We start from the raw sequence: 19,931 nt of genomic DNA, 5'->3' as shown, positions 1-19,931 counted from the left end.
TCGCCGAGTTACTGAACTACTTGCAGGGCGACATTAAACCAAACTGCTAAAGCGTTCGCCGAGGCATTCCAGCCGGCAACGCGCCGACAAACTTCATGGAGTGTACGCAATGGCGAACGATTTTCTCTTTACATCCGAATCCGTCTCCGAAGGCCATCCCGACAAGGTCGCCGACCAGATCTCCGATGCGATTCTCGACGCGATCTTCAAGCAGGACCCGCGCAGCCGCGTTGCCGCTGAGACCCTGACCAACACCGGCCTTGTCGTGCTGGCTGGTGAGATCACCACCAACGCACATGTCGACTACATCCAGGTCGCACGCGACACCATCAAGCGAATCGGCTACGACAACACCGAATACGGCATCGACTACAAGGGTTGCGCCGTCATGGTCTGCTATGACAAGCAGTCCAACGACATCGCCCAGGGTGTGGACCACGCCTCCGACGACCACCTGAACATCGGCGCCGGCGACCAGGGATTGATGTTTGGCTACGCCTGCGACGAGACGCCGGACCTGATGCCCGCGCCTATTTACTACGCGCACCGCCTCGTCGAACGCCAGGCCCAGCTGCGCAAGGACGGCCGTTTGCCCTTCCTGCGTCCCGATGCGAAAAGCCAGGTGACCATGCGCTACGTGGACGGCAAACCCCACAGCATCGACACCGTGGTGCTGTCGACCCAGCACAGCCCCGACCAGAGCGAGACCGCCCACAAGATGAAGGCCTCGTTCACTGAAGCCATCATTGAAGAGATCATCAAGCCCGTGCTGCCCAAAGAGTGGCTCAAGGACACAAAGTACCTGATCAACCCGACTGGCCGCTTTGTCATCGGCGGTCCGCAGGGCGATTGCGGCCTGACCGGACGCAAGATCATCGTTGACACCTATGGCGGCGCCTGCCCGCACGGCGGCGGCGCCTTCAGCGGCAAAGACCCTTCCAAGGTGGACCGCTCCGCGGCCTACGCCGCCCGCTACGTCGCCAAGAACATCGTCGCCGCAGGCCTGGCACGCCAGTGCCAGATCCAGGTGGCTTACGCCATCGGTGTGGCCCGCCCCATGAATGTGACTGTGTACACCGAAGGCACGGGCGTGATCTCTGATGAGAAGCTTTCGGCCTTGGTCAACGAACACTTCGACCTGCGCCCCAAGGGCATCATCCAGATGCTGGACCTGCTGCGTCCCATCTACGAGAAGACCGCCGCCTACGGCCACTTCGGCCGCGACGAACCGGAATTTACCTGGGAGCGTACCGATAAAGCTGCAGCCCTCAAGGCTGCCGCCGGCCTGTAAGGCCGCCGCGCATCGCGCGGTATCGGTATGCGGGCGAAGTTCATATTCGCATCGCGAATGTGAACGTAGACCAAAAGACAGACAAAGCTGCTGCGCTTCGCGCCGCTGCGGGCCTGTAAGGCCATCTTCCGAGGCGCAGCGTCCTACGCCGCAGTCAGCCTCATACCTGCAACACAAAGCCACCTTTGGGTGGCTTTTTCGTGGGCGTTTTCAGAGGCGGGAACTACAATTTTGGGCAGGTGTCCACCACCGGCGGTGGTGCCGTTTCGTCAATTTCCACGAAAGCCCCCATGCGACGCCTTCCCCAAAAAATGACCATCAATGTGGTTTGCGCGTTAATCGCCTTGCTCACACTGATCGGCATCAGCGAACTGTCATATGACGAGTCTGTGGACGCGATGGATGATGTGGCACAGGCTCATGTAGCGCGCAGCCACGTCCAGCGTTTGCTGCGCGACGTGCTGGACGCGGAAAGCGGCCAGCGAGGCTATCTGCTGACGGACAACACTGCCTACCTGGAGCCTTACAAAGCGGCGATCGCGGATATCGGCCAGACGCAAGACCAGTTGCGAGAGCTCTATGCCATCCGGGACGATCAGATCAACACACTGGTGCGGCTGGGGCGCACGGTGCAACGCAAACTGGCGGAAATCGACTTGTCCATCCGCATGAAGAACGACGGCAAGGAGGATGCCTGGCGCTTTGTACTGAACACCGAAGTGGGCAAAGAGCAGATGGACGCTATACGCACCAGCGCCAGCCAGCTTATTGATGAAAACAACCAGCAGACTGCCAACGGATACGCAAAAGTCCGCCACTCCCTGTTGCTGTCTCGCATCGGCATCACACTGGTGGCAGCCATCGCCTTCGCGGCTTTCTGGCTGTACTTGCGCCAGACAGCCGCCCTGGAACAGGCAGGTCAACGCCAGCAACACGCCCTGCAAGCCGAGCGCGACCTGCTGGATGGCCAGGTCAGGGAGCGCACGGCCCGCCTGACCGAGCTGGCCACTCACTTGCAGCAAATCCGGGAAGAGGAGCGTGCCCGCCTCGCGCGCGAGCTGCATGATGAGCTGGGCGCGCTGCTCACCGCGGCCAAACTGGATGTTGCCCGTATCAAAGCCCAGCTGTCAGGCGACGCAGGCGAACTGCCTTCCCGTATCGAACACCTGGTGAACACATTGAACAGCGGCATTGCGCTGAAGCGCCGCATTATTGAGGATCTTCGGCCCTCATCCCTCTCCAACCTTGGGTTGATACCCACCCTCGAAATCCTGACGCGGGAATTTGGCCAGCGTTCGGGCCTGGACATCATGACCAACCTGGAGCCTGTCGAGCTGGACGAAGCCATCCAGCTGACAATCTACCGGCTGATCCAGGAGGCCTTGACCAACATTGCCAGGTACGCCGAAGCGCAGCATGTAGAGATCAACCTGCTGGGCTACAAGGACCACATCACGGTATCGGTTCGCGATGACGGCAAGGGCTTCGATCCGAAAGCGATACAGCTGTCGGCACACGGTTTGCAGGGTATACGCCACCGGGTGGAAGCAGCCGGTGGCCGACTGGACATCGACACAGCCAGCGGGACGACCATTACAGCCACATTGCCCTTGGCCATACGCAGGCCAACGCCCCAAACCTGACCGGGGCCCTCCGCTGTTTAATTTATCGACCTGCTGGCCGATGCTTCAGCCGCGCGTATAAGGGGTTTTTCCGACATGCGGGGTATTGCCCAGTTCTTCGGAAGGCGCATTGTCGGCCTTAGGCTGGGGAATCGTCCTGTTCGTCCCTTCCCTGCCGTATTCGGGCGTAGGTGCCGCATCAGGCTTTCCAGTTGACCTTTGTTTGCGGCCGTTACGATCGCTTTTCGGGTCCACAGTGGTTTTGGAATTCATCTTTGGCTTTCTGGCGCCACCACGGATTGCCAATGCATCACGTAACAAAGCTGCTGGTATCTGGGGCGGAAAACGCAAATGCAGACACCGGGGACCTACCCGCCAGGGAAGCCTGTGAAGCGGGCTGGATACTAAACCCCTTGTCGGCCACGATAAAAGGCCAGGTGCTACGGGACTTTCCCGTTTCCGGAGCGGTAGGCTCGCGCACTGACCTCGATGGCCGGATGTCTTGCTCGTGCGAAGGAAAACTGTCTAAAAACATGGCGGCGCCGGTAAAGGCTCTGAGTGGCTGGGTTTTTTACTTTAGGGTGCCGCATGCCCGCCCTGCGTCAGCCGGGTAGGAAACATGTGTAGGACAAGCCCGAGTCAGATCATCGTTTCCGGGGATTTCCCTTTATTTCCCCTGCCGGCTTGGTGCCTTCCTGGCCGTCCTCAGGCAGAAAGGCACGACATCAGGCCGTCGTAATCCACCGGCTTGACCAGGTGGTGGTTAAATCCCGCCTGACTGGCGAGGGCTTTGTCCACCGTCTGGCCCCAGCCCGTCAGCGCGATGAGGACTATTTTTTCACTGTCCGGCTCCTGACGGATCAGGCGGGCCGCGTCGTACCCACTCATCCCTGGCATTCCAATATCCATGACAACAACATCCGGCCTGTGAGCCCGGGCTGCAGCTACGGCAGCAAGACCGTCGTAAACCGTTGTCACAACAAACCCGTCCATGTCCAGCAAGGCCCCCAGCGTATCGGCCGCATCCACGTTGTCATCCACGATCAGGATTTTTTTAGCGCTCCTGGTCAAACTGGTGGCCGCCGCCTGCACCGGCGAGGCGAACTGGACTCCTTCCAGAACAACCGGCAACGCCAGCACGAATTCACTTCCGCGGCCCGGCCCCTCGCTGCTGGCGCAAAGCGTGCCGCCGTGCATTTCGGCAAACTGCCTGGCCAGGCTAAGGCCGATTCCCAAGCCGGTTGGCGCTTCGCCCGCCACAGGCGTCTGTGCAAACAGCTCGAATATCTTCGCCAGCGAAGACGGTTCCAGGCCGATGCCGTTATCGGCAACGCGAAAAGTCACCACGGGACCCTCTACTTCCGTGCGCAGCGTGATATGCCCGCCCGGGGGCGTGAACTTTGCGGCATTGACCAGGAGATTGGCAACGCTTTGAACCAGGCGAGCATGATCGGCATTCAGCAGATAGGGCGTGCCGGGTTGCTGCACGTCCAGCCGGTGTTGCTTGCCCTCCATCGCGGAGGCAGAAATCTCCACAGCATGGTTGACCACCGACTCCAGCGTGATCCGTTCCTTTTTTAAGGTGACCTTGCCGCTGGTGATGCGGGCCACATCCAGCAGGTCATCCACCAATCGGGTCAGGTGCGTTACCTGGCGGTCCACCACATTGCGCAGCTGTGTAATCTGGCCCGAATCCGGGTAAAGGTGCTTGAGGATGCCCATGGAAGTGCGAATCGGCGCCAAGGGGTTTCGCAGCTCATGGGCCAGCGTGGCGAGGAACTCATCCTTGCGTTTGTCGGCATCGCGAACCTGGTATTGCCTTTCGCGCGCCCGCACAGCCGAACGCGTGGCGGTGATCAGCGCGATGGTCCGCACCGGCCGCTCCACCAGCGTCACGTTACCCAGATACTCCACAGCCCGCTGCACGTCCAGCGAGTCCGCCCCGCTGCGCGTCAGGAGGAGGATAGGAATGTCGGACCAGGTAGGCTGGGTTGCGACGTATTCCGCCAACGGCCGCATGGCTGCACCACTGACGACCTCCTCTACCAGCAGGAGGGCGCCGGCACCCAGCGGCAACTGCTTCATGAGTTCGTCGGTGTTCGCACACACAATGCTGTGAATACCCACGGACTGGAGCACTTTGGCGGTCAGCGCCGCATCCCGCCCGGTAGGCGCGCAGATGACAATCCGCCGCTCCACTTATTTCGCTCCGCGGGAGGCATCCGGTTCAGGGTCATTGCCGATATAGACCGGCACCCCCGTCAGGATGCCGCGGAAACCGCGCAGGGGCAGGCCAACGTGGATGCCGTTGCGGGACATGGAGAACTCGCGGATGGTGCGCTCGTGCATGCTGCCGCGCTTCTTGAACACCGACACAGCCTGCTTGACCTCACCGTCATGTTCGAAGTAACGTAACATGAGGATGTTGTCGGCCAGGTAACTGGCATCCACCGCGGTGGACATCTGGCCACCCAGCATGCCTTGCTGGACGCCCACCAGAATGGTCACTACGCCGCGCTGGCCGAGATACGTCAGCAATTCGTGCAGATGTGTGCTGAGAAAACGCTCATCCGGCATGGCATTGAGATAGCCGTTAATACTGTCGATGACGACGACTTTGCATCCACGGTCGGCGGCCTGGCATACCACGGACGCGAATTCTCCAGGAGACAGCTCGGCCGGATCAATTTGCTGAATGCTCAACGCACCACTTTCATAAGGCTCGCGGATTTTCATGCCCAGGCCATCCGCCCGGTTCAGCAAATTGTTGGCGGCCTCTTCAAATAGAAACATGGCGCTCGTCTGCCCACGTGCAGCGGCAGCGGTGACGAACTGGGCCGCCAGCGACGACTTCCCAGTGCCGGGAGGCCCGGCGATGAGCGTGCTCGTGCCCTCCTCCAGGCCACCGCCCAGAAGCGTATCAAGCTCCACCAGGCCGCTTCGGAGCTGCACCCGTTTCCCGATCACGCGCGACTCGGCCGCGACGAGCCGCGGGTACACGCAAAGGCCGCCGTGCTGGATGTCGTAGTCATGCATGCCGCCGCGAAAGGCAACGCCGCGGTATTTCACGACGCGGATGCGGCGGCGCTCCGCGCCGTACTCCTTGACAGATTGATCGAGCGTGATCACACCATGGGCAATGCTGCGCACCTGCAGGTCAATGCCTGCGGCCGTCCGGTCGTCCAGGAGCATCACCGTGCAGGAGCGGCTGGCAAAAAACTGCTTGAGTGCCAGTACCTGCCGGCGATAGCGCAAAGGGGTGTCTGCCAGCAACTGGAGCTCGGAGAGAGAGTCAATCACGACGCGTGTGGGCCTGAGCTTTTCGATCACCGAAAGAATCATCTGGGTGGTGGTACCCATTTCCACCTCGGAGGGATGGAACATCGTGTACTCGGCTTCGGGCGTTAGCAGGTTTTCCGGCGGCAAAACCTCATGGATATGGATACCGCCCAACTCCCAGCCATGGGACTGCGCCACGCCCTCGAGTTCGGCGGCAGTTTCAGCCAGCGTGATGTAGACCACCGATTCCCCTTTCTGGGCCCCGGCCACCAGGAATTGCAAGCCGGTGGTGGTCTTTCCTGTTCCGGGCTCACCTTCAATCAGGTAGATGCGGTCTTTGAGCAGCCCGCCACCCAGAATATTGTCAAGCCCGGGAATACCTGTGGAGAGGAAGCTGAGTTCGGCACGTGTTTTTTGAAGGGTCATGGCAGCAACTGATGTGGGAATCGCCAGCGTTGGAAAAATGGAACCGCAACACGTAATAAGGCAGCGCGGCTTGTAACATTCAATAATTATTTCGCGAGCAATGCTGCCTGCCCCTGTTTTCGGGCTGAGCTATGTGTAGGCCAACAGGCCATTTGCTTGTAATCCGCGTTTAGCCCTCGCACGACGCAATGGGGTGCGGACGGTTGCCCGATTCAACCAGGATGCCGCAGCACCTGTCGGCGCGGGGTGAGCCTTGTGCAGAACAATTGGCAGGCCATCAAACCGGCCTGGCCGGCGGCTGGTCCCGCAATGAACTTGGCGCATTGACGCTGGCGCCTTCGTCCACGCCAACGCCCAGCCGGGCGACCAGTTCGCCGCCAAGCCATGCAGTCACCAAGGCCAGTGCCACTCCGCCGAAGGACCACGCCATTTCGCCCAGTTGAGGCGAGTATTCGCGGTCGCGCAGGAAAAAACTGACCGCGAACAGCAACAGCACAAGGACGTTGCCGGCCCCGTGCATGGCACCTATCCGCTTTGCCCGGGTTCCACTGGGAATAGCCAGCCAGTCAATAAAGCCAAAAGGCGCGGCCAGCGCGCCGCCTGCGAGCCCCGCGGCCATCATCCAGTACGCGGCGACGGCCAGGAAGTTGTCTTCCGTGGCGAGATACACGCCGTCAAACACCACGGCAGTTCCCAGCAGGCCCAGCGGAAAAACGATGAGCATCTGATGGATGGGATGGCCGAGAAAACGGGCTTTGGCGCGCATGGTTGGCCTCACTGGTTGGGGAGTTCGCCATTGCACTCCGGCCAGCCGTCAGCAAGCGGACGTATACGTCTGAAATTGGCGTCAGTGCGTTCCTACTGCCTTGGCTTCATCATTGCCGCCGGGCTTCTCCCTGCGAAGCGACAACCAAGCTGTAGCGCCGCCGGACAGCCTCCATGCTCGCAAGAGGCATCCCCGCAATCCGTCGCCTCCGCAGCTAGGCCTCAAGGCGCACGACAACTTTGCCGGAGTGCCGGCCCTGCAGCAAATCTGACAGCGCGGCGGGCGCGTTCAGCAGGCCATGGACGACGTGCTCCACCGCTTTGACCTTCCCATGGTTGACCCATTCGCCCATTTCGCGGCGGAACTCATCAAACCGCTCGCCATAGTAGTCAAGGATGATGAAGCCCTGTACCCGCACCCGCTTCTGCAGAATGGCGGCCAGGAACTGCGGCAGCTGGTTGGCGCCTGGCGACGAGGCTGCCGAGTCGTTGTAATGCGCGACAAAGCCGCACAGGGGCATACGCGCGCCAGAATTGAGCAGGGGAAGAACTGCCGACAATACGTCGCCGCCGACGTTCTCGAAGTACACGTCAACGCCCGCAGGGCATGCAGCAGCAAGCTGCTCCCCAAATAATGGTGCATGCCTGTCAACACAGGCATCGAAGCCCAGGTCGTCGACGGCTTGCCGGCACTTGTAGTCACCGCCAGCAATGCCGACGACGCGAGCGCCCTTGAGCTTCGCGATCTGGCCGACCATGGCACCCACTGCACCGGTGGCCGCCGCGACAACCACGGTTTCACCGGCCTTTGGCTGGCCAATGTCCAGCAGGCCGACGTGCGCCGTGAAGCCCGGCATGCCGAGCGCCCCCAGCGCCAGGGAGGGTCGCGCCATGTCAGCGACGGCCAGCAGGTCGTTCCCGTCGCTGACGGAATAGTCCTGCCAGCCGGCGTTGGCGATCACGAGATCACCGGGGCGATAGTTGGGATGCCTGGAGTCCACGACCCGGCTGACGGTGCCGCCAGGCATGGTGCCACCCAGCGGAACGGGAGGCGCGTATCCGGGCCCGATCCTGTCCATCAGGTTGCGCATGTACGGATCCAGCGAAAGGAAATGCGTTCGCAGGAGCACCTGGCCTTCGCCCGGACGCGGCACTGGCTCTGTCACGAGATGGAAGTCAGACGCAACAGGCAGGCCGTTCGGGTGCGCCGCCAGCGTAATGCGCCGATTGACGTCCGGACCTGGTTTCAGATTTGTCATCATGATGGCCTCCGTGGTTCAGCTGCGGCCAGATCCCGGGCCGCGCTGCCATGCCAGCAGGCCGCCCAGGACCACAGCCACCATGGCCAATGCGGGGGCACCGAGCGCTCCGGTCCAGTCAACCATAAGCCCGCCCGCAATGGCGCCTGTGGCAATGGCGATCTGGAACGCGGCCACCAGCAGGCCACCCGCGGCCTCCGCCTGGTCGGGGGCAGCCCGCACGATCCAGGTCTGGAAGCCGACCGGGAATGCGCCAAACGCGAAACCCCACAGCGTGACAGCCACGGCGGTGACCACGGTGGAGCTGCCGCCGATGAGCAGTGCAGCCGCAAGCAGGGCGATCATGCCGCTGCCGGCGACGATCGCAAGGCGTTCGCTACGCCCCGCGATCCAGCCCCCCGCAAAGTTCCCGAAGAAGCCGCCTATGCCGTAGCCCAGAAGCACAGCTGAGACCGCAGCCGCAGACAGCTTCGTCACGTCTTCAAGCACAGGCCGGATGTAGGTGAAGCCCGCAAAGTGTCCGGAGATCACGAGCAACACTGCCAGCAGCGCAATGCGTACCGGGGTCCGTGTGAGCAGATCGCGCAGGCCCTTCAAGCTGGCTTGGTCGCGCGGCGGCAGTGCCGGCAACGCCACCAGCTGTACAAGGAAAGCGAGCAAGCCGACGGCGCCCGCCGCGACAAAAGCGCTGCGCCATCCCCACACGTTGCCCATCCAGGCACCGACCGGTGCCGCGCAGACGGTGGCAATGGACACGCCGGTCAACACCAGCGACATGGCGCGCGGGAAAAGCCGTTCCGGCACCAGGCGCATGGCCAGTGCCGCCGCCATGGACCAGAATCCGCCAAGCGCGATGCCGAGCACCACACGCGCGAACAACAGTACCGCGAGCGAGCCAGCCGTCGCCGCCAGCACGTTGGACACGAGCAGCAGGGCGGTGAGCGTCAGCAGCACCCGCTTGCGGTCGAAGCGCGCCGTCAGCAGGGGAATGGTCGGCGCAGCCACCGCACCGACGAGCGCGGTGGCCGTGACGGCCTGACCTGCGGCGCCCGCCGTGACGTGGAGATCGGCCGCCATGGCGGTCAACAAGCTGGCCGGCAGGAATTCCGCCGTGACCAGGCCGAAAACGCCGAGGGAAAGTGAAGCGACCGCCGCCCAGAGAGCGGCAGCCTCGCCGGGTGAATCGTTGGGGGAGGTGGCGCCAGCGGCCAGCGGATCGAGGCACGCAGAAGAGGAATTTGATGACATGGGATGTGAAGCCTTGTTGGGAAGCCTTGTTGGGGACAAGGTGACCAGCTTAGGCCTAGCATCCACACATTTCCATGGCGAAAGAGCCGAAATGCTTGACGATTCCTCCAGAACTTTCACGCCCGTCATCCAACCTCCACATGAAGGCGCAGGCCTTCCCGCTGCCGGGCCCGACCCCCTCACCAAAATCCTGCTGGGCCTGCGCCTGGACGGCGTGGAGTACGGCCGCTGCGTGATGCATGCGCCGTGGGCGATTTCCTTTGCCGCGCAAGCCACCGCGCGTTTCCATTTCGTCGCCAGCGGAGATTGCTGGTTGCACACGCAGCCGTCCGGATGGATGGAACTGAAGGCAGGCGACGCGGTGCTGCTGCCGCGCGGCACGGCCCACACCGTGGCCAGCTCACCTGAGGTTCCGCCAGTGGCCCTCGCGGCCTTTGATCGCGAGCGGGTCGCGGACGATATCTACCTGCTGCGGGACGGAGCGCCCGCGGCGCAGGCCCCGTCGCACGTCATGTTCTGCGGCACCATGAAGTTCAACCTCGACCCGCTGCATCCCTTGCTGGCCATGATGCCGGAGGTGATCCGCGCCGGCGACCTGGCACAGCGCGACCCGGGCGTGCCCATGCTGCTCGATGCGATGGAGCGGGAGGCCTCGCTCAACCGCATGGGCGCCTGCGGCATCCTGGCCCGCATGGCCGATGTGCTCGCCGCGACCATCATCCGCGCCTGGGTGGAATGCGCCTGCAGCAATTCGACAGGCTGGATCGCGGCGCTGCGCTCGCCCGGCGTGGGCAAGGTGCTGGCCGCCATTCACGCGACACCGGAGCAGGACTGGAGCGTGCCTGAGCTGGCGAACATCATGGGCGCATCAAGATCACGCTTTGCCCAGGCATTCAAGGAATCGGTGGGCGAGAGTCCGGCCAGGTACGTGGCCCGTATCCGCATGTTCCAGGCACGCAGCTGGATCGCGCAAGACGGAATGCGTGTCACCACGGCCGCCGACCGGCTGGGTTACGACTCCGAGGCTTCCTTCAGCCGCGCGTTCAAGCGTGTCATCGGCCATGCGCCGAGCAAGGCGCGCAGTGCCTTTTGACTCACCCATTTGGTCGGAAATCTCTTTGAGATCAACAGCTTATGTCGAGACCCGTACCAAAGCCCAACGAACTGGTAAACAGGCCTTCAACAGTGCGGTGAGAGAAAGATCACTGGCTGCCACCAGCGGAGGCGGCCACCGACAGATTTACCGCCCGGCCTTGAAAACCACCCCAAATGCCTCTATGATTAGCACTCGCTGGTATTGAGTGCTAACAAGCCTTCACTCCACAAAGTTAACGAGCACCCACTTCTAACTGGGTGTTTTTGCTTTCCCAAAACCATTGTTCTCAAACAAGGAGCTCTCATGAAACTTCGTCCTTTGCACGACCGCGTGATCGTCAAACGCGTGGAAAACGAAACCAAAACCGCTTCCGGCATCGTCATTCCTGACAGCGCCGCAGAAAAGCCTGATCAAGGCGAAGTACTGGCCGTTGGCCCAGGCAAGAAAAACGACAAGGGCGAGTTGAGCCCCGTGGGCGTGAAAGTCGGCGATCGCGTGCTGTTCGGCAAATACAGCGGCCAGACCGTGAAGGTCGACGGCGACGAGCTGCTCGTCATGAAAGAAGAAGACCTGTTTGCAGTGGTCGAGAAGTAATTTCTCATCTGCTATTTATTTGATAGCTGCTAGCGCATGTTTTACCTGAGCTAGCAGGCGATTTCATCCATAAACTTTAAGGAATCTGCATCATGGCAGCAAAAGACGTAATTTTCGGCGGCGAAGCCCGCGCACGCATGGTCGAGGGTGTGAACATCCTGGCCAACGCCGTCAAGGTAACCCTGGGCCCCAAAGGCCGTAACGTGGTTCTGGAGCGCTCGTTCGGCGCCCCCACGGTGACCAAGGACGGTGTGTCCGTCGCCAAGGAAATCGAACTGAAGGACAAGCTGCAGAACATGGGCGCGCAGATGGTCAAGGAAGTTGCTTCCAAGACCTCCGACAACGCCGGTGACGGCACCACCACCGCCACCGTTCTGGCTCAAGCCATCGTTCGTGAAGGCATGAAGTACGTGGCCGCCGGCATGAACCCGATGGACCTGAAGCGCGGTATCGACAAGGCCGTGCTGGCCCTGACCGAAGAGCTGAAGAAGGCTTCCAAGCCCACCACCACCTCCAAGGAAATCGCCCAGGTCGGATCGATCTCCGCCAACTCCGACGAATCCATCGGCAAGATCATTGCCGACGCGATGGACAAGGTTGGTAAGGAAGGCGTGATCACCGTGGAAGACGGCAAGTCCCTGCAAAACGAACTCGACGTCGTCGAAGGCATGCAGTTCGACCGCGGCTACCTCTCCCCTTACTTCATCAACAATCCTGAAAAGCAGTCCGCACTGCTGGACAACCCCTTTGTTCTGCTCTACGACAAGAAGATCAGCAACATCCGTGACCTGCTGCCTACCCTGGAGCAAGTTGCCAAGGCCGGCCGTCCGCTGCTGATCATTGCCGAAGAAGTCGAGGGCGAAGCCCTGGCAACGCTGGTGGTGAACACCCTGCGCGGCATCCTGAAGGTTGTGGCTGTGAAGGCCCCTGGCTTCGGCGACCGCCGCAAGGCCATGCTGGAAGACATCGCCTGCCTGACCGGCGGCAAGGTCATCGCTGAAGAAGTCGGCATGTCGCTCGAAAAAGTGACGCTGGCTGACCTCGGCCAAGCCAAGCGCATCGAAGTGGGCAAAGAGAACACCATCATCATCGACGGTTCCGGCGAAGCCAAGGACATCGAAGCCCGCGTCAAGCAGGTCCGCGTCCAGATCGAAGAAGCGACCAGCGACTACGACCGCGAAAAACTGCAAGAGCGCGTGGCCAAGCTGGCCGGCGGTGTTGCCGTGATCAAGGTTGGCGCTGCCACCGAAGTCGAAATGAAGGAAAAGAAGGCCCGCGTGGAAGACGCGCTGCACGCTACCCGCGCTGCCGTGGAAGAAGGCATTGTGGCCGGCGGCGGCGTGGCCCTGCTGCGCGCCAAGCAAGCTGCAGGCAAGATCGCCGGTGACAATCCTGACCAGGACGCCGGTATCAAGCTGGTGCTGCGCGCCATTGAAGCTCCCCTGCGCGAAATCGTTTACAACGCAGGCGGCGAAGCCTCCGTCGTCGTGAACGCCGTGCTGGCCGGCAAGGGTAACTACGGCTTCAATGCCGCCAACGACACCTACGGCGACATGATCGAAATGGGTATCCTGGATCCCACGAAGGTCACCCGCACCGCACTGCAGAACGCAGCCTCCGTCGCATCCCTGATGCTGACGACCGAAGCCATGATTGCTGAAGCTCCGAAGGAAGAAGCAGCTGGCGGCGGCGGCATGCCTGGCGGCATGGGTGGAATGGGCGGAATGGGCGACATGGGCATGTAAATACGCCCTTGGCGCAGCCCGGAACTCCGGGCTCCCAACAAAAAACCCCGCAAGGCGCAAGCCCTGCGGGGTTTTCTTATGGTCGCTAAAACTTCAGTCGCTTCAGACGCTCAAGCAGCGGCAGGCTCTTTGTCGTGCTGGTTGCTGCCTTCATCCGAAGGCTGCACAAACCAATAGATCAGCAACAGAATACCGATCACGGTGAACGAAATGAGCTGCCACCAGCCGCTTTTACCAATGTCGTGAAGGCGGCGGGCACCAACGGCCAACGCCGGCAGCAACAACGCCAGGCTGACCAGTGAGCTGATCGTGCCACCCAGAAAAGACGCCACGATTGAAACAAGCAACTGGAACAGAAAAAACCACCAAAACTCGGAACGGGTTGCACGGCCTGAAAAGTCGACATATTTCCCCAGGCAAACGGAAATGGATTGAGCAAAGTTCATGTTATTTATCCTCCTCGCAAGATTGAAACAGGGTGGATTCCCCGCCACATGATAATGCGCCCGGCAGAGCCACCCTCCGGCGTCCTCCCACTTCAGGAGCTGCAAGAGCTGCAGGACCTTGTCTTCGTTCCGCCCGGCATCTGCACCCCGCGTGCCGCGGCGTCAGCACACAAACAGGGAACCACGCACCCAATCTGTGCGCAAGGCGTGGAATCCACAACGGCTTCGGCAACAACACCACAGCCTGATCCTAAAACCCTTGCTGGAGACACCGGGTGCTTGCGCTTGCCGCTACCATGACTTTCATGATCCGCCGGATGCTTCCATCGCCATTCCCTGCCGCAGATGTCGTCATGACCCCACGCCGGCGCGACGGCAATCCGATCACTTTCAGGTGCTCATCCATGACCCATTCCCTGAAGCTCTTCATTGCAGCGACCTTGGTAACCTGCTCCGCACACAGTTTTGCACAACCAGCAGGAACCTGGTCCGTGTCGGCCGGCATCACGCGCATCACGCCCTCCGTGGACAGCGGCAGCCTGTCGTTGCCTTCCGGAGCAGGTGTTATTCCTGATGCGAGAGTGGACGTCAGCAGTGATTCCAGGTTAACGGCCGCGGTGAACTACATGGCCACCGATCACATCAGCCTGCACCTGCCGCTGGGTTTGGGCTTCAGGCATGACGTCAGCGGTGCCGGCGTACTCGCCGGTGTCGGCAAGGTGGCCGAAACCCGTGCCTTGCCCATCACGCTGGTCGCCCAATACCGCTTCCTTGATGCCAACGCCACGTTTCGCCCCTACCTGGGCGCGGGTCTGTCCTACGTGAGGTTTTACAGGGAACGCGGCACAGCCTTGCTGACATCACTGACCAACCCGGGAGGACCTCCCACCGGCGTTTCTTTCAAATCGAAATGGGCTCCCACCGTGCAGCTGGGCGGCATGTTTAACCTTGACGCAAAATGGTTTGTGGAAGCCAGCTACGCCAAAACTTTTCTGAAAACCCGAGGCACGCTGAGCACCAACCAGACCATTGATGTGGGCCTTGACCCCGACTGCTTTACCTTGCAACTGGGGTACAGGTTCTGATTCCGCGATTGCCACCCAAAGGCAAGATCGCACATTGTGAGCACACTCTCGCCGGGATGCCCGGCTGCAAGCCTGCTGCCGTTAGCAGCAGGCCCGGCGAAATCGCCATATCAAACAACTGACGCAACGTCAGGTACCAGACCCAAACCTTGCGTACCGCGACCTCCGGGAGCAGAAAGGAAATGGGGGCGAATCGGAAATCAGGTCGGCCGGCCGAAACGGCCGTCGGCCTGGCGCCTGAACTCGGTGGGCGTCATGCCCTTTATCTCCAGGAAACGCCGGTTGAAGTTTGCGACATTGTTGAAGCCGACCTGGTAGCAGATGTCGGTGATGTTGTGGTCGGTCTGCATCAGCAGGTGGCAGGCGCTGTTGATGCGCACGCGGTTGACGAAGTCGGTGAAACTGTTGCCGGTGGAGCGCTGGAAGAAGCGGCTGAAGCGGCTCTCGCTCATACCGAGTTCGGCTGCCACGACCGACATCGAGATCGGCTCCGCCATGTTGGCGGTGATGCGGTTAACAATGCCGTTGATCTGGTCGACCTGCGCGTCACCATCGGCTCCTTGCGTGCCTTGCATCTGCACGCTCGACAGCAGCCGGTAGTCTGTCCATTGCGCCAGGTCGGCCATGAACTCAAAAAAGTGGCCGAGGCGGCGCACGCCGCGCGCGGCCTTGATGTTGTCCCAGTGCATCTGCGCCTGCTGCGACATGCCGAAAAATTCAATGCCGTGGCGCGCCCGTTCGAGCAATTGCATCACCTCGCGCAATTCAGGAATCCCGGTTGCCGCGCGCTCGATGGGTTCATGATGGAACTGGATCACCCGGTCGCGTCCCGCGGCGCCGCCTTCGGGCACGTCCAGCGAAATCCAGTTGTGCGGCAGGCGCGGGCCGCACAACACCAGATGACCGGGCTGGAACGGTCCGATCCAGTCGCCGACAAACGCCTTGCCCGAGGTCTCCGTGATCAGGTGCAGTTCATACTCTTCATGAAAATGCCAGCGTACCAGCGGGCTCGGGAAGCCGTGTGCAAGGCAGCGCACAAGGCCGGTTTCAGGGGCCTCGTAGCCCAGCAGGGGCGAGCGCGCAATGTCCCGCTCCAGCTCGGGCTGGCGCTGACGGGGTATCGAGCGCTTGGATGTGGACGTTGTCATGGCGGCATGGATCAGGACCGGGCAGCAAGGGCCTCATTGTCCTCCTGCACGAGCGCGGCGTGAACGGCCTCCAGCGTGGGTGGATCGGCACCTTCGCGGGTGCAGTTCAGTGCAGCGGCCGTGGCAGCGAAGCGCATCACTTCGCGCCAGGCGCCTTCGCCCAGTTCACCGAGCTGGGCCGGGTGTTCAACGCCATGCGCGAGCAGTGAAACAGAGAGCCCGGCCGTAAAAGTGTCACCCGCACCGATGGTGTCGACCACCTTGACACGCGGCGCGGCCACGGTCAACGGCCCATGCCCGGCACGCCAGAGCATGGCACCTTCAGCACCGCGCGTGACGATCACCGCGCGCGCACCGGCTTGCAGGCAATCCGCGGCCAGTGCACCGGCAGGCCTGCCGGGCGCCAGCAGCTCGGCGTCTTCGTCGCTGAGTTTGACCAGGTCGGCCATTGAAAACCAGTTCATGGCCCGTGCTCGGTAGGCCGCCATATCGGATATCAGGCTGGGTCGTACGTTGGGATCGAACACGATCACGCAGCGCCCGGCATTTGCTACGACCAACTCGGTGATGCGCGTGGCAGCGGGTTCCTGCAGGAGCGCGATCGAGCCGAAATGCAGAAAGCGGCATTCCGCCGGCAACTGCGGCAGCGGCTCAGGCGCCCAGGTCGCGTCGGCGCTGCCGCGCGTATAAAAGGCATAGCGATTGGTTTGTGGCGTGCGCTCGACGAAGGCCAGGGTCGACGGCGCATGGCTGCGCAGGATGAAACGGGTGTCTATGCCGTTGCGTTCGAGAAAACGCATCAGGCGCTCGCCGAACAGGTCGGTCGACAGCTGCGTGAGGAAGCCGGTGGGCTGCCCGAGGCGCGCGCAGGCGACAGCCGTGTTGAGCGGCGAGCCGCCCTCGTGGCCCAGGAACGCCAGCGAGCCTGCCTCGCCGGCAGTGAAATCGATCAGGGCCTCGCCTGTGAGTGCAATGCGCATGGTGGAATTCCCGGTCAAGGCAAGGTGCTGGCGTCGGCCAGGAATCCGCGCTCGGCGGCCAGCGTGGCGGGATGGTCAAGCAATTCGGCAAAGAGGCGCGGTGGAATCGTGATGGCGCCCACACCCAACCCCAGCAAGGAAAGGTACGCCTCGCGGGAGCGGATGCTCGCCACCAGCAGGCGGGTGCCCGACGAAGGCCGCTGTACGACCAACGCCTGCATTTGCGCGATCAGTGCCAGCCCGTCGACACCAGAATCCTCGAGCCGGCCCAGGTAGGGTGCCGCATAAGACGCACCCAGTTGGGCAGCAAAGTGCGCCTGTTCAGGCGCGTAGACGGCCGTCCACGTGACCGGTACACCTTGCGCAATAAGCCGCGCGCCAGCATCGAAGCCTTGGCGCGTGGCGGGAATTTTCACGACCAGCTGGCCCCGATCGAAGTGCGGCAGAAGATCCTGCGCGTCTTCAAGCATGCAGTCGACTTCGCTCGAATACACCTGCGCCTGCACCTGCCGCGCACCCAGTTCGATACAGCGTGCCAAGAGGCCGGGCACCGCGGTGCGCCCGACGCCCGCTCGCTGCAGCAACGCGGGATTGGTGGTCACGCCATGCACCACCGGATGCGGCAGGCACGCCTGCAACTCGGCCAGGTCGGCGCTGTCGAGGTACAGATGGAAGCCGCCATTCATTGCGCTCAATCCCGGAAAATCAGCTCATGACGCTGCCACCATCGACGTTCAGAGTCTGCGCCGTGATGTAGCGCGCTTCGTCGCTGGCAAGAAATAGCACCGCTCCCGCGATGTCGGCCGGTACACCCATGCGGCCGAGTGGCACTTCAAGGCCCACACGGCGTTTCTTTTCTCCGGGCGGCAGCCCTTCAGCCTTGGCGAACAGGCTGTCGACATGGTCCCACATCGGCGTGTCGACCACACCGGGGGCAATGCCATTGACACGGATGCCATGCGGCGCCATAGCCAGCGCGGCGCTCTGGGTGTAGCTGATGACCGCGGCCTTGGTGGCGCAATAGTGCGATACCAGCGCCTCGCCGCGCCGCCCGGCTTGTGAGGCCATGTTGATGACCGACGCACCCTGCGTGCCGGCTTCGACCATGTGGCGAAGCACGGCCTGCATGACAAAAAACATGCCCTTCACATTGACGGCAAAGAGCCTGTCGAAAGAGTCCTCGTCGCTGTCGAGCAAAGGCGCGAGGTCGAACACGGCCGCGTTGTTGAACAAGGTATGCACCGGGCCAAAAGCGGCCAGCGCCTCTTCCAGCAGGCGCGCAATCGCCTGTGCCTGGGCGACGTCCGCCGTAATGTAGGCCAGGCGGCCGGGATGGCGCTGCTGCAGCGCGCCTACCGCCTCGGGCGCCGTTGCCGCACGGTCCACCACGCTGCAGCGCGCACCTTCGGCAATGCAGGCTTCGGTCACCGCCAGGCCTATGCCGCCACCGGCGCCGGTCAACAGCACGTGGCGGTTTTTCAGACGTTCGCTCATCTCGCTGCTCCCGAATTCACAAAATTTCCCACGCGCCCGCTCGCGCTACGCACGGCGTCGATCAGCCTTGCATCACCCGCGACGGCCCCCCAGAGCGCTGCATCCGAACACAGCGCGAGTACGGGATCGGCGGCGTCACAGATCGCGTGTGCCACGGCCTCGTCCATGCCCTGATCCTGGTAGGTATAAGGCAGTGTCCCGCGATGCCAGCGCTGCAGGAAGGCGAGAAACAGCGCGGGCAGCATCGCTACGCTGTCGATCGGTTGCCCCATGGCGAGCCGTTCGCGCACCGTGGGCGCGATGAAGCCGGGGATCTTCGAAAAACCGTCTGCCGCCACGCGCTGGTTGGTGTCGCGGATCGAGGGGTTTCCGAAACGGTCAATCACCACGTCCCGGTAGGCCGCGAGGTCGATCGGGCTCGGGACCTCAGGCGAACTCAAGCAAGGGATCACGTCGTCGGTCACGTAGTCCCAGGCTATTTTCCGGATCGCCGCATGGCGCGTGCCTTCATGGATGAAATCCAGCCCCAGTAACGTACCCGCCCAGGCAATGCAACTGTGCGTGGCATTGAGGATGCGGATCTTGGCCTCCTCGTAGGGCTGCACCAACTCGACCAGTTCCACGCCCACGCTGCCCCAGTCGGGGCGCCCGGCCGCGAAGTTGTCTTCGATCACCCATTGAATGAAACTCTCGGCGGTGACGGCCGCTGCATCATCACGCCCTGTGGCGGCCTTCACGCGAGCAGGCAATTCGGGCGGCGGGCGAGGCGTGATGCGATCGACCATCGCGTTCGGGCAGCAGGTGTTTGCGTTGGTCCACGAAAGCAGATCGGCATCGCCCGTGTGCGCCATGAATTCGAGCAGCCCGTCACGAAAGCGGTCGCCGTTGTGGCGCAGGTTGTCGCAGTTGAGCAGGGTCACCGGGCCGGCCTGCGCCGCCTTGCGCGCACGCAGTATCGCGCAGACGGCGCCATAAATGGTCACGCCCTCCCCTCCTGCCTCGCCACGGCGTGCACGCTCAAGGTCTGCCGCGAGGTCATTGAAAGACAAGTCCAGCTTGCCTTTCGTGTCGAGGTAGTAGCCTGCCTCGGTCACGGTGAATGAAACGATGCGCGTGGACGGCGCCGCACCGCGAGAGATCACCGCAGCCAGCGAGTCTTCCCAGCGGAGCACTTCGCGGATGGCCTCAATCTGTTCGTAACGGTACTTGCCGGCCGGCGATACGGTTTCCAGCGTGTAACGCCCGCCCTGTGCCTGCAAGGCCGCGACAACTTCGGCCATGTCGGGCCGGATATTGGCGCCCACGATGGACCAACGGATGTCGCCCGCATCGATCAGCCGCTGAAGATAGACGGCCTGGTGGGCCCGATGAAACGAACCCAGTCCAAGGTGAAGCACCGTGAATTCCGAAGGCGCCAGTGGCGTTTGCACAAGAAGCGCTGTTGCGAGAGTCA

At 62.1% G+C, this 19,931-nt stretch carries 18 protein-coding genes; 6 read left to right on the top strand and 12 right to left on the bottom strand.

Annotation, left to right across the window (positions count from 1 at the left end):
- Nucleotides 1-109 precede the first annotated feature (109 nt).
- Nucleotides 110-1,291: a methionine adenosyltransferase gene (metK, locus tag ACQ4MS_RS13470; protein ID WP_431095121.1), complete on the top strand. Its 1,182-nt coding sequence runs from the start codon at nt 110-112 to the stop codon at nt 1,289-1,291.
- A gap of 290 nt (nt 1,292-1,581) precedes the next feature.
- Nucleotides 1,582-2,934: a CHASE3 domain-containing protein gene (locus ACQ4MS_RS13465; protein ID WP_431095120.1), complete on the top strand. Its 1,353-nt coding sequence runs from the start codon at nt 1,582-1,584 to the stop codon at nt 2,932-2,934.
- A 45-nt stretch (nt 2,935-2,979) separates the two neighbouring features.
- Here ACQ4MS_RS13465 and ACQ4MS_RS13460 read toward each other — a convergent pair whose 3' ends face one another.
- The 6 genes from ACQ4MS_RS13460 to ACQ4MS_RS13435 form a co-directional block, all read right to left on the bottom strand.
- A complete protein-coding gene (locus tag ACQ4MS_RS13460) occupies nt 2,980-3,186 on the bottom strand; it encodes a hypothetical protein (RefSeq protein ID WP_431095119.1) in 207 nt (68 codons plus the stop codon).
- A 432-nt stretch (nt 3,187-3,618) separates the two neighbouring features.
- Nucleotides 3,619-5,112, bottom strand: coding sequence for a hybrid sensor histidine kinase/response regulator (locus tag ACQ4MS_RS13455; RefSeq protein ID WP_431095118.1), 1,494 nt, complete (start codon nt 5,110-5,112; stop codon nt 3,619-3,621).
- On the bottom strand, nt 5,113-6,618 hold the full coding sequence (locus ACQ4MS_RS13450) for an ATPase domain-containing protein (protein ID WP_431095117.1): 1,506 nt from the start codon (nt 6,616-6,618) through the stop codon (nt 5,113-5,115).
- A gap of 277 nt (nt 6,619-6,895) precedes the next feature.
- Nucleotides 6,896-7,384, bottom strand: coding sequence for a DUF2231 domain-containing protein (locus tag ACQ4MS_RS13445; protein ID WP_431095116.1), 489 nt, complete (start codon nt 7,382-7,384; stop codon nt 6,896-6,898).
- Nucleotides 7,385-7,598: 214 nt separating this feature from the next.
- Entirely contained in the window at nt 7,599-8,645 is a 1,047-nt protein-coding gene (locus ACQ4MS_RS13440) for an NADP-dependent oxidoreductase (RefSeq protein WP_431095115.1), read from the bottom strand.
- Between the two features lie 15 nt (nt 8,646-8,660).
- On the bottom strand, nt 8,661-9,890 hold the full coding sequence (locus tag ACQ4MS_RS13435; RefSeq protein ID WP_431095114.1) for an MFS transporter: 1,230 nt from the start codon (nt 9,888-9,890) through the stop codon (nt 8,661-8,663).
- A 91-nt stretch (nt 9,891-9,981) separates the two neighbouring features.
- Here ACQ4MS_RS13435 and ACQ4MS_RS13430 point away from each other — a divergent pair, with 91 nt between their 5' ends.
- The 3 genes from ACQ4MS_RS13430 to groL all read left to right on the top strand — a co-directional run bounded on the left by ACQ4MS_RS13430 (nt 9,982) and on the right by groL (nt 13,325).
- A complete protein-coding gene (locus ACQ4MS_RS13430; protein WP_431095113.1) occupies nt 9,982-10,983 on the top strand; it encodes an AraC family transcriptional regulator in 1,002 nt (333 codons plus the stop codon).
- 306 nt (nt 10,984-11,289) lie between these two features.
- The gene (locus ACQ4MS_RS13425) at nt 11,290-11,580 is read left to right on the top strand and encodes a co-chaperone GroES (RefSeq protein WP_007872916.1); all 291 of its coding nucleotides are present in this window, start codon (nt 11,290-11,292) and stop codon (nt 11,578-11,580) included.
- Nucleotides 11,581-11,672: 92 nt separating this feature from the next.
- Nucleotides 11,673-13,325: a chaperonin GroEL gene (groL, locus tag ACQ4MS_RS13420; RefSeq protein WP_431095111.1), complete on the top strand. Its 1,653-nt coding sequence runs from the start codon at nt 11,673-11,675 to the stop codon at nt 13,323-13,325.
- Between the two features lie 110 nt (nt 13,326-13,435).
- On the opposite strand, the gene ACQ4MS_RS13415 is transcribed toward groL, so the two are convergent.
- The gene (locus tag ACQ4MS_RS13415; RefSeq protein WP_431095110.1) at nt 13,436-13,771 is read right to left on the bottom strand and encodes a DUF805 domain-containing protein; all 336 of its coding nucleotides are present in this window, start codon (nt 13,769-13,771) and stop codon (nt 13,436-13,438) included.
- Nucleotides 13,772-14,175: 404 nt separating this feature from the next.
- Here ACQ4MS_RS13415 and ACQ4MS_RS13410 point away from each other — a divergent pair, with 404 nt between their 5' ends.
- A complete protein-coding gene (locus ACQ4MS_RS13410; RefSeq protein ID WP_431095109.1) occupies nt 14,176-14,856 on the top strand; it encodes an OmpW/AlkL family protein in 681 nt (226 codons plus the stop codon).
- A 200-nt stretch (nt 14,857-15,056) separates the two neighbouring features.
- Here ACQ4MS_RS13410 and ACQ4MS_RS13405 read toward each other — a convergent pair whose 3' ends face one another.
- The 5 genes from ACQ4MS_RS13405 to dalD are packed head-to-tail and all read right to left on the bottom strand — an operon-like array spanning nt 15,057 to nt 19,875.
- The gene (locus tag ACQ4MS_RS13405) at nt 15,057-16,004 is read right to left on the bottom strand and encodes an AraC family transcriptional regulator (RefSeq protein WP_431095108.1); all 948 of its coding nucleotides are present in this window, start codon (nt 16,002-16,004) and stop codon (nt 15,057-15,059) included.
- Nucleotides 16,005-16,015: 11 nt separating this feature from the next.
- Nucleotides 16,016-16,984 carry a carbohydrate kinase family protein gene (locus ACQ4MS_RS13400; RefSeq protein ID WP_431095107.1) on the bottom strand — a complete coding sequence of 323 codons (969 nt, stop codon included), beginning with the start codon at nt 16,982-16,984 and terminating at the stop codon, nt 16,016-16,018.
- Nucleotides 16,985-16,998: 14 nt separating this feature from the next.
- Nucleotides 16,999-17,670: a transaldolase family protein gene (locus ACQ4MS_RS13395; protein WP_431095106.1), complete on the bottom strand. Its 672-nt coding sequence runs from the start codon at nt 17,668-17,670 to the stop codon at nt 16,999-17,001.
- Between the two features lie 19 nt (nt 17,671-17,689).
- Nucleotides 17,690-18,478, bottom strand: a complete 789-nt coding sequence (locus tag ACQ4MS_RS13390) for an L-iditol 2-dehydrogenase (RefSeq protein ID WP_431095105.1) — start codon at nt 18,476-18,478, stop codon at nt 17,690-17,692.
- Complete coding sequence (dalD, locus tag ACQ4MS_RS13385) at nt 18,475-19,875, bottom strand: D-arabinitol 4-dehydrogenase (RefSeq protein WP_431099590.1); 1,401 nt, start codon at nt 19,873-19,875, stop codon at nt 18,475-18,477. Before dalD ends, ACQ4MS_RS13390 begins: the two co-directional genes overlap by 4 nt.
- Nucleotides 19,876-19,931: the final 56 nt, after the last annotated feature.

Origin of the sequence: Polaromonas aquatica, assembly GCF_050626995.1 — a bacterium.
Lineage (GTDB): Bacteria > Pseudomonadota > Gammaproteobacteria > Burkholderiales > Burkholderiaceae_C > Polaromonas > Polaromonas aquatica_A.
The sequence above is the reverse complement of the archived record's forward strand: the minus strand, read 5'-3'. Positions and strand labels throughout refer to the sequence as shown.

What these genes read in the sequence shown, in the direction of transcription:
- ACQ4MS_RS13460 (WP_431095119.1), bottom strand. Translation starts at nt 3,186, where the DNA reads ATGAATTCCAAAACCACTGTGGACCCGAAAAGCGATCGTAACGGCCGC.
- groL (WP_431095111.1), top strand. Translation starts at nt 11,673, where the DNA reads ATGGCAGCAAAAGACGTAATTTTCGGCGGCGAAGCCCGCGCACGCATG.
- ACQ4MS_RS13435 (WP_431095114.1), bottom strand. Translation starts at nt 9,890, where the DNA reads ATGTCATCAAATTCCTCTTCTGCGTGCCTCGATCCGCTGGCCGCTGGC.
- ACQ4MS_RS13390 (WP_431095105.1), bottom strand. Translation starts at nt 18,478, where the DNA reads ATGAGCGAACGTCTGAAAAACCGCCACGTGCTGTTGACCGGCGCCGGT.
- ACQ4MS_RS13430 (WP_431095113.1), top strand. Translation starts at nt 9,982, where the DNA reads ATGCTTGACGATTCCTCCAGAACTTTCACGCCCGTCATCCAACCTCCA.
- metK (WP_431095121.1), top strand. Translation starts at nt 110, where the DNA reads ATGGCGAACGATTTTCTCTTTACATCCGAATCCGTCTCCGAAGGCCAT.
- ACQ4MS_RS13415 (WP_431095110.1), bottom strand. Translation starts at nt 13,771, where the DNA reads ATGAACTTTGCTCAATCCATTTCCGTTTGCCTGGGGAAATATGTCGAC.
- ACQ4MS_RS13395 (WP_431095106.1), bottom strand. Translation starts at nt 17,670, where the DNA reads ATGAATGGCGGCTTCCATCTGTACCTCGACAGCGCCGACCTGGCCGAG.
- ACQ4MS_RS13440 (WP_431095115.1), bottom strand. Translation starts at nt 8,645, where the DNA reads ATGATGACAAATCTGAAACCAGGTCCGGACGTCAATCGGCGCATTACG.
- ACQ4MS_RS13400 (WP_431095107.1), bottom strand. Translation starts at nt 16,984, where the DNA reads ATGCGCATTGCACTCACAGGCGAGGCCCTGATCGATTTCACTGCCGGC.
- ACQ4MS_RS13450 (WP_431095117.1), bottom strand. Translation starts at nt 6,618, where the DNA reads ATGACCCTTCAAAAAACACGTGCCGAACTCAGCTTCCTCTCCACAGGT.
- ACQ4MS_RS13425 (WP_007872916.1), top strand. Translation starts at nt 11,290, where the DNA reads ATGAAACTTCGTCCTTTGCACGACCGCGTGATCGTCAAACGCGTGGAA.
- ACQ4MS_RS13410 (WP_431095109.1), top strand. Translation starts at nt 14,176, where the DNA reads ATGACCCATTCCCTGAAGCTCTTCATTGCAGCGACCTTGGTAACCTGC.
- ACQ4MS_RS13445 (WP_431095116.1), bottom strand. Translation starts at nt 7,384, where the DNA reads ATGCGCGCCAAAGCCCGTTTTCTCGGCCATCCCATCCATCAGATGCTC.
- ACQ4MS_RS13405 (WP_431095108.1), bottom strand. Translation starts at nt 16,004, where the DNA reads ATGACAACGTCCACATCCAAGCGCTCGATACCCCGTCAGCGCCAGCCC.
- ACQ4MS_RS13465 (WP_431095120.1), top strand. Translation starts at nt 1,582, where the DNA reads ATGCGACGCCTTCCCCAAAAAATGACCATCAATGTGGTTTGCGCGTTA.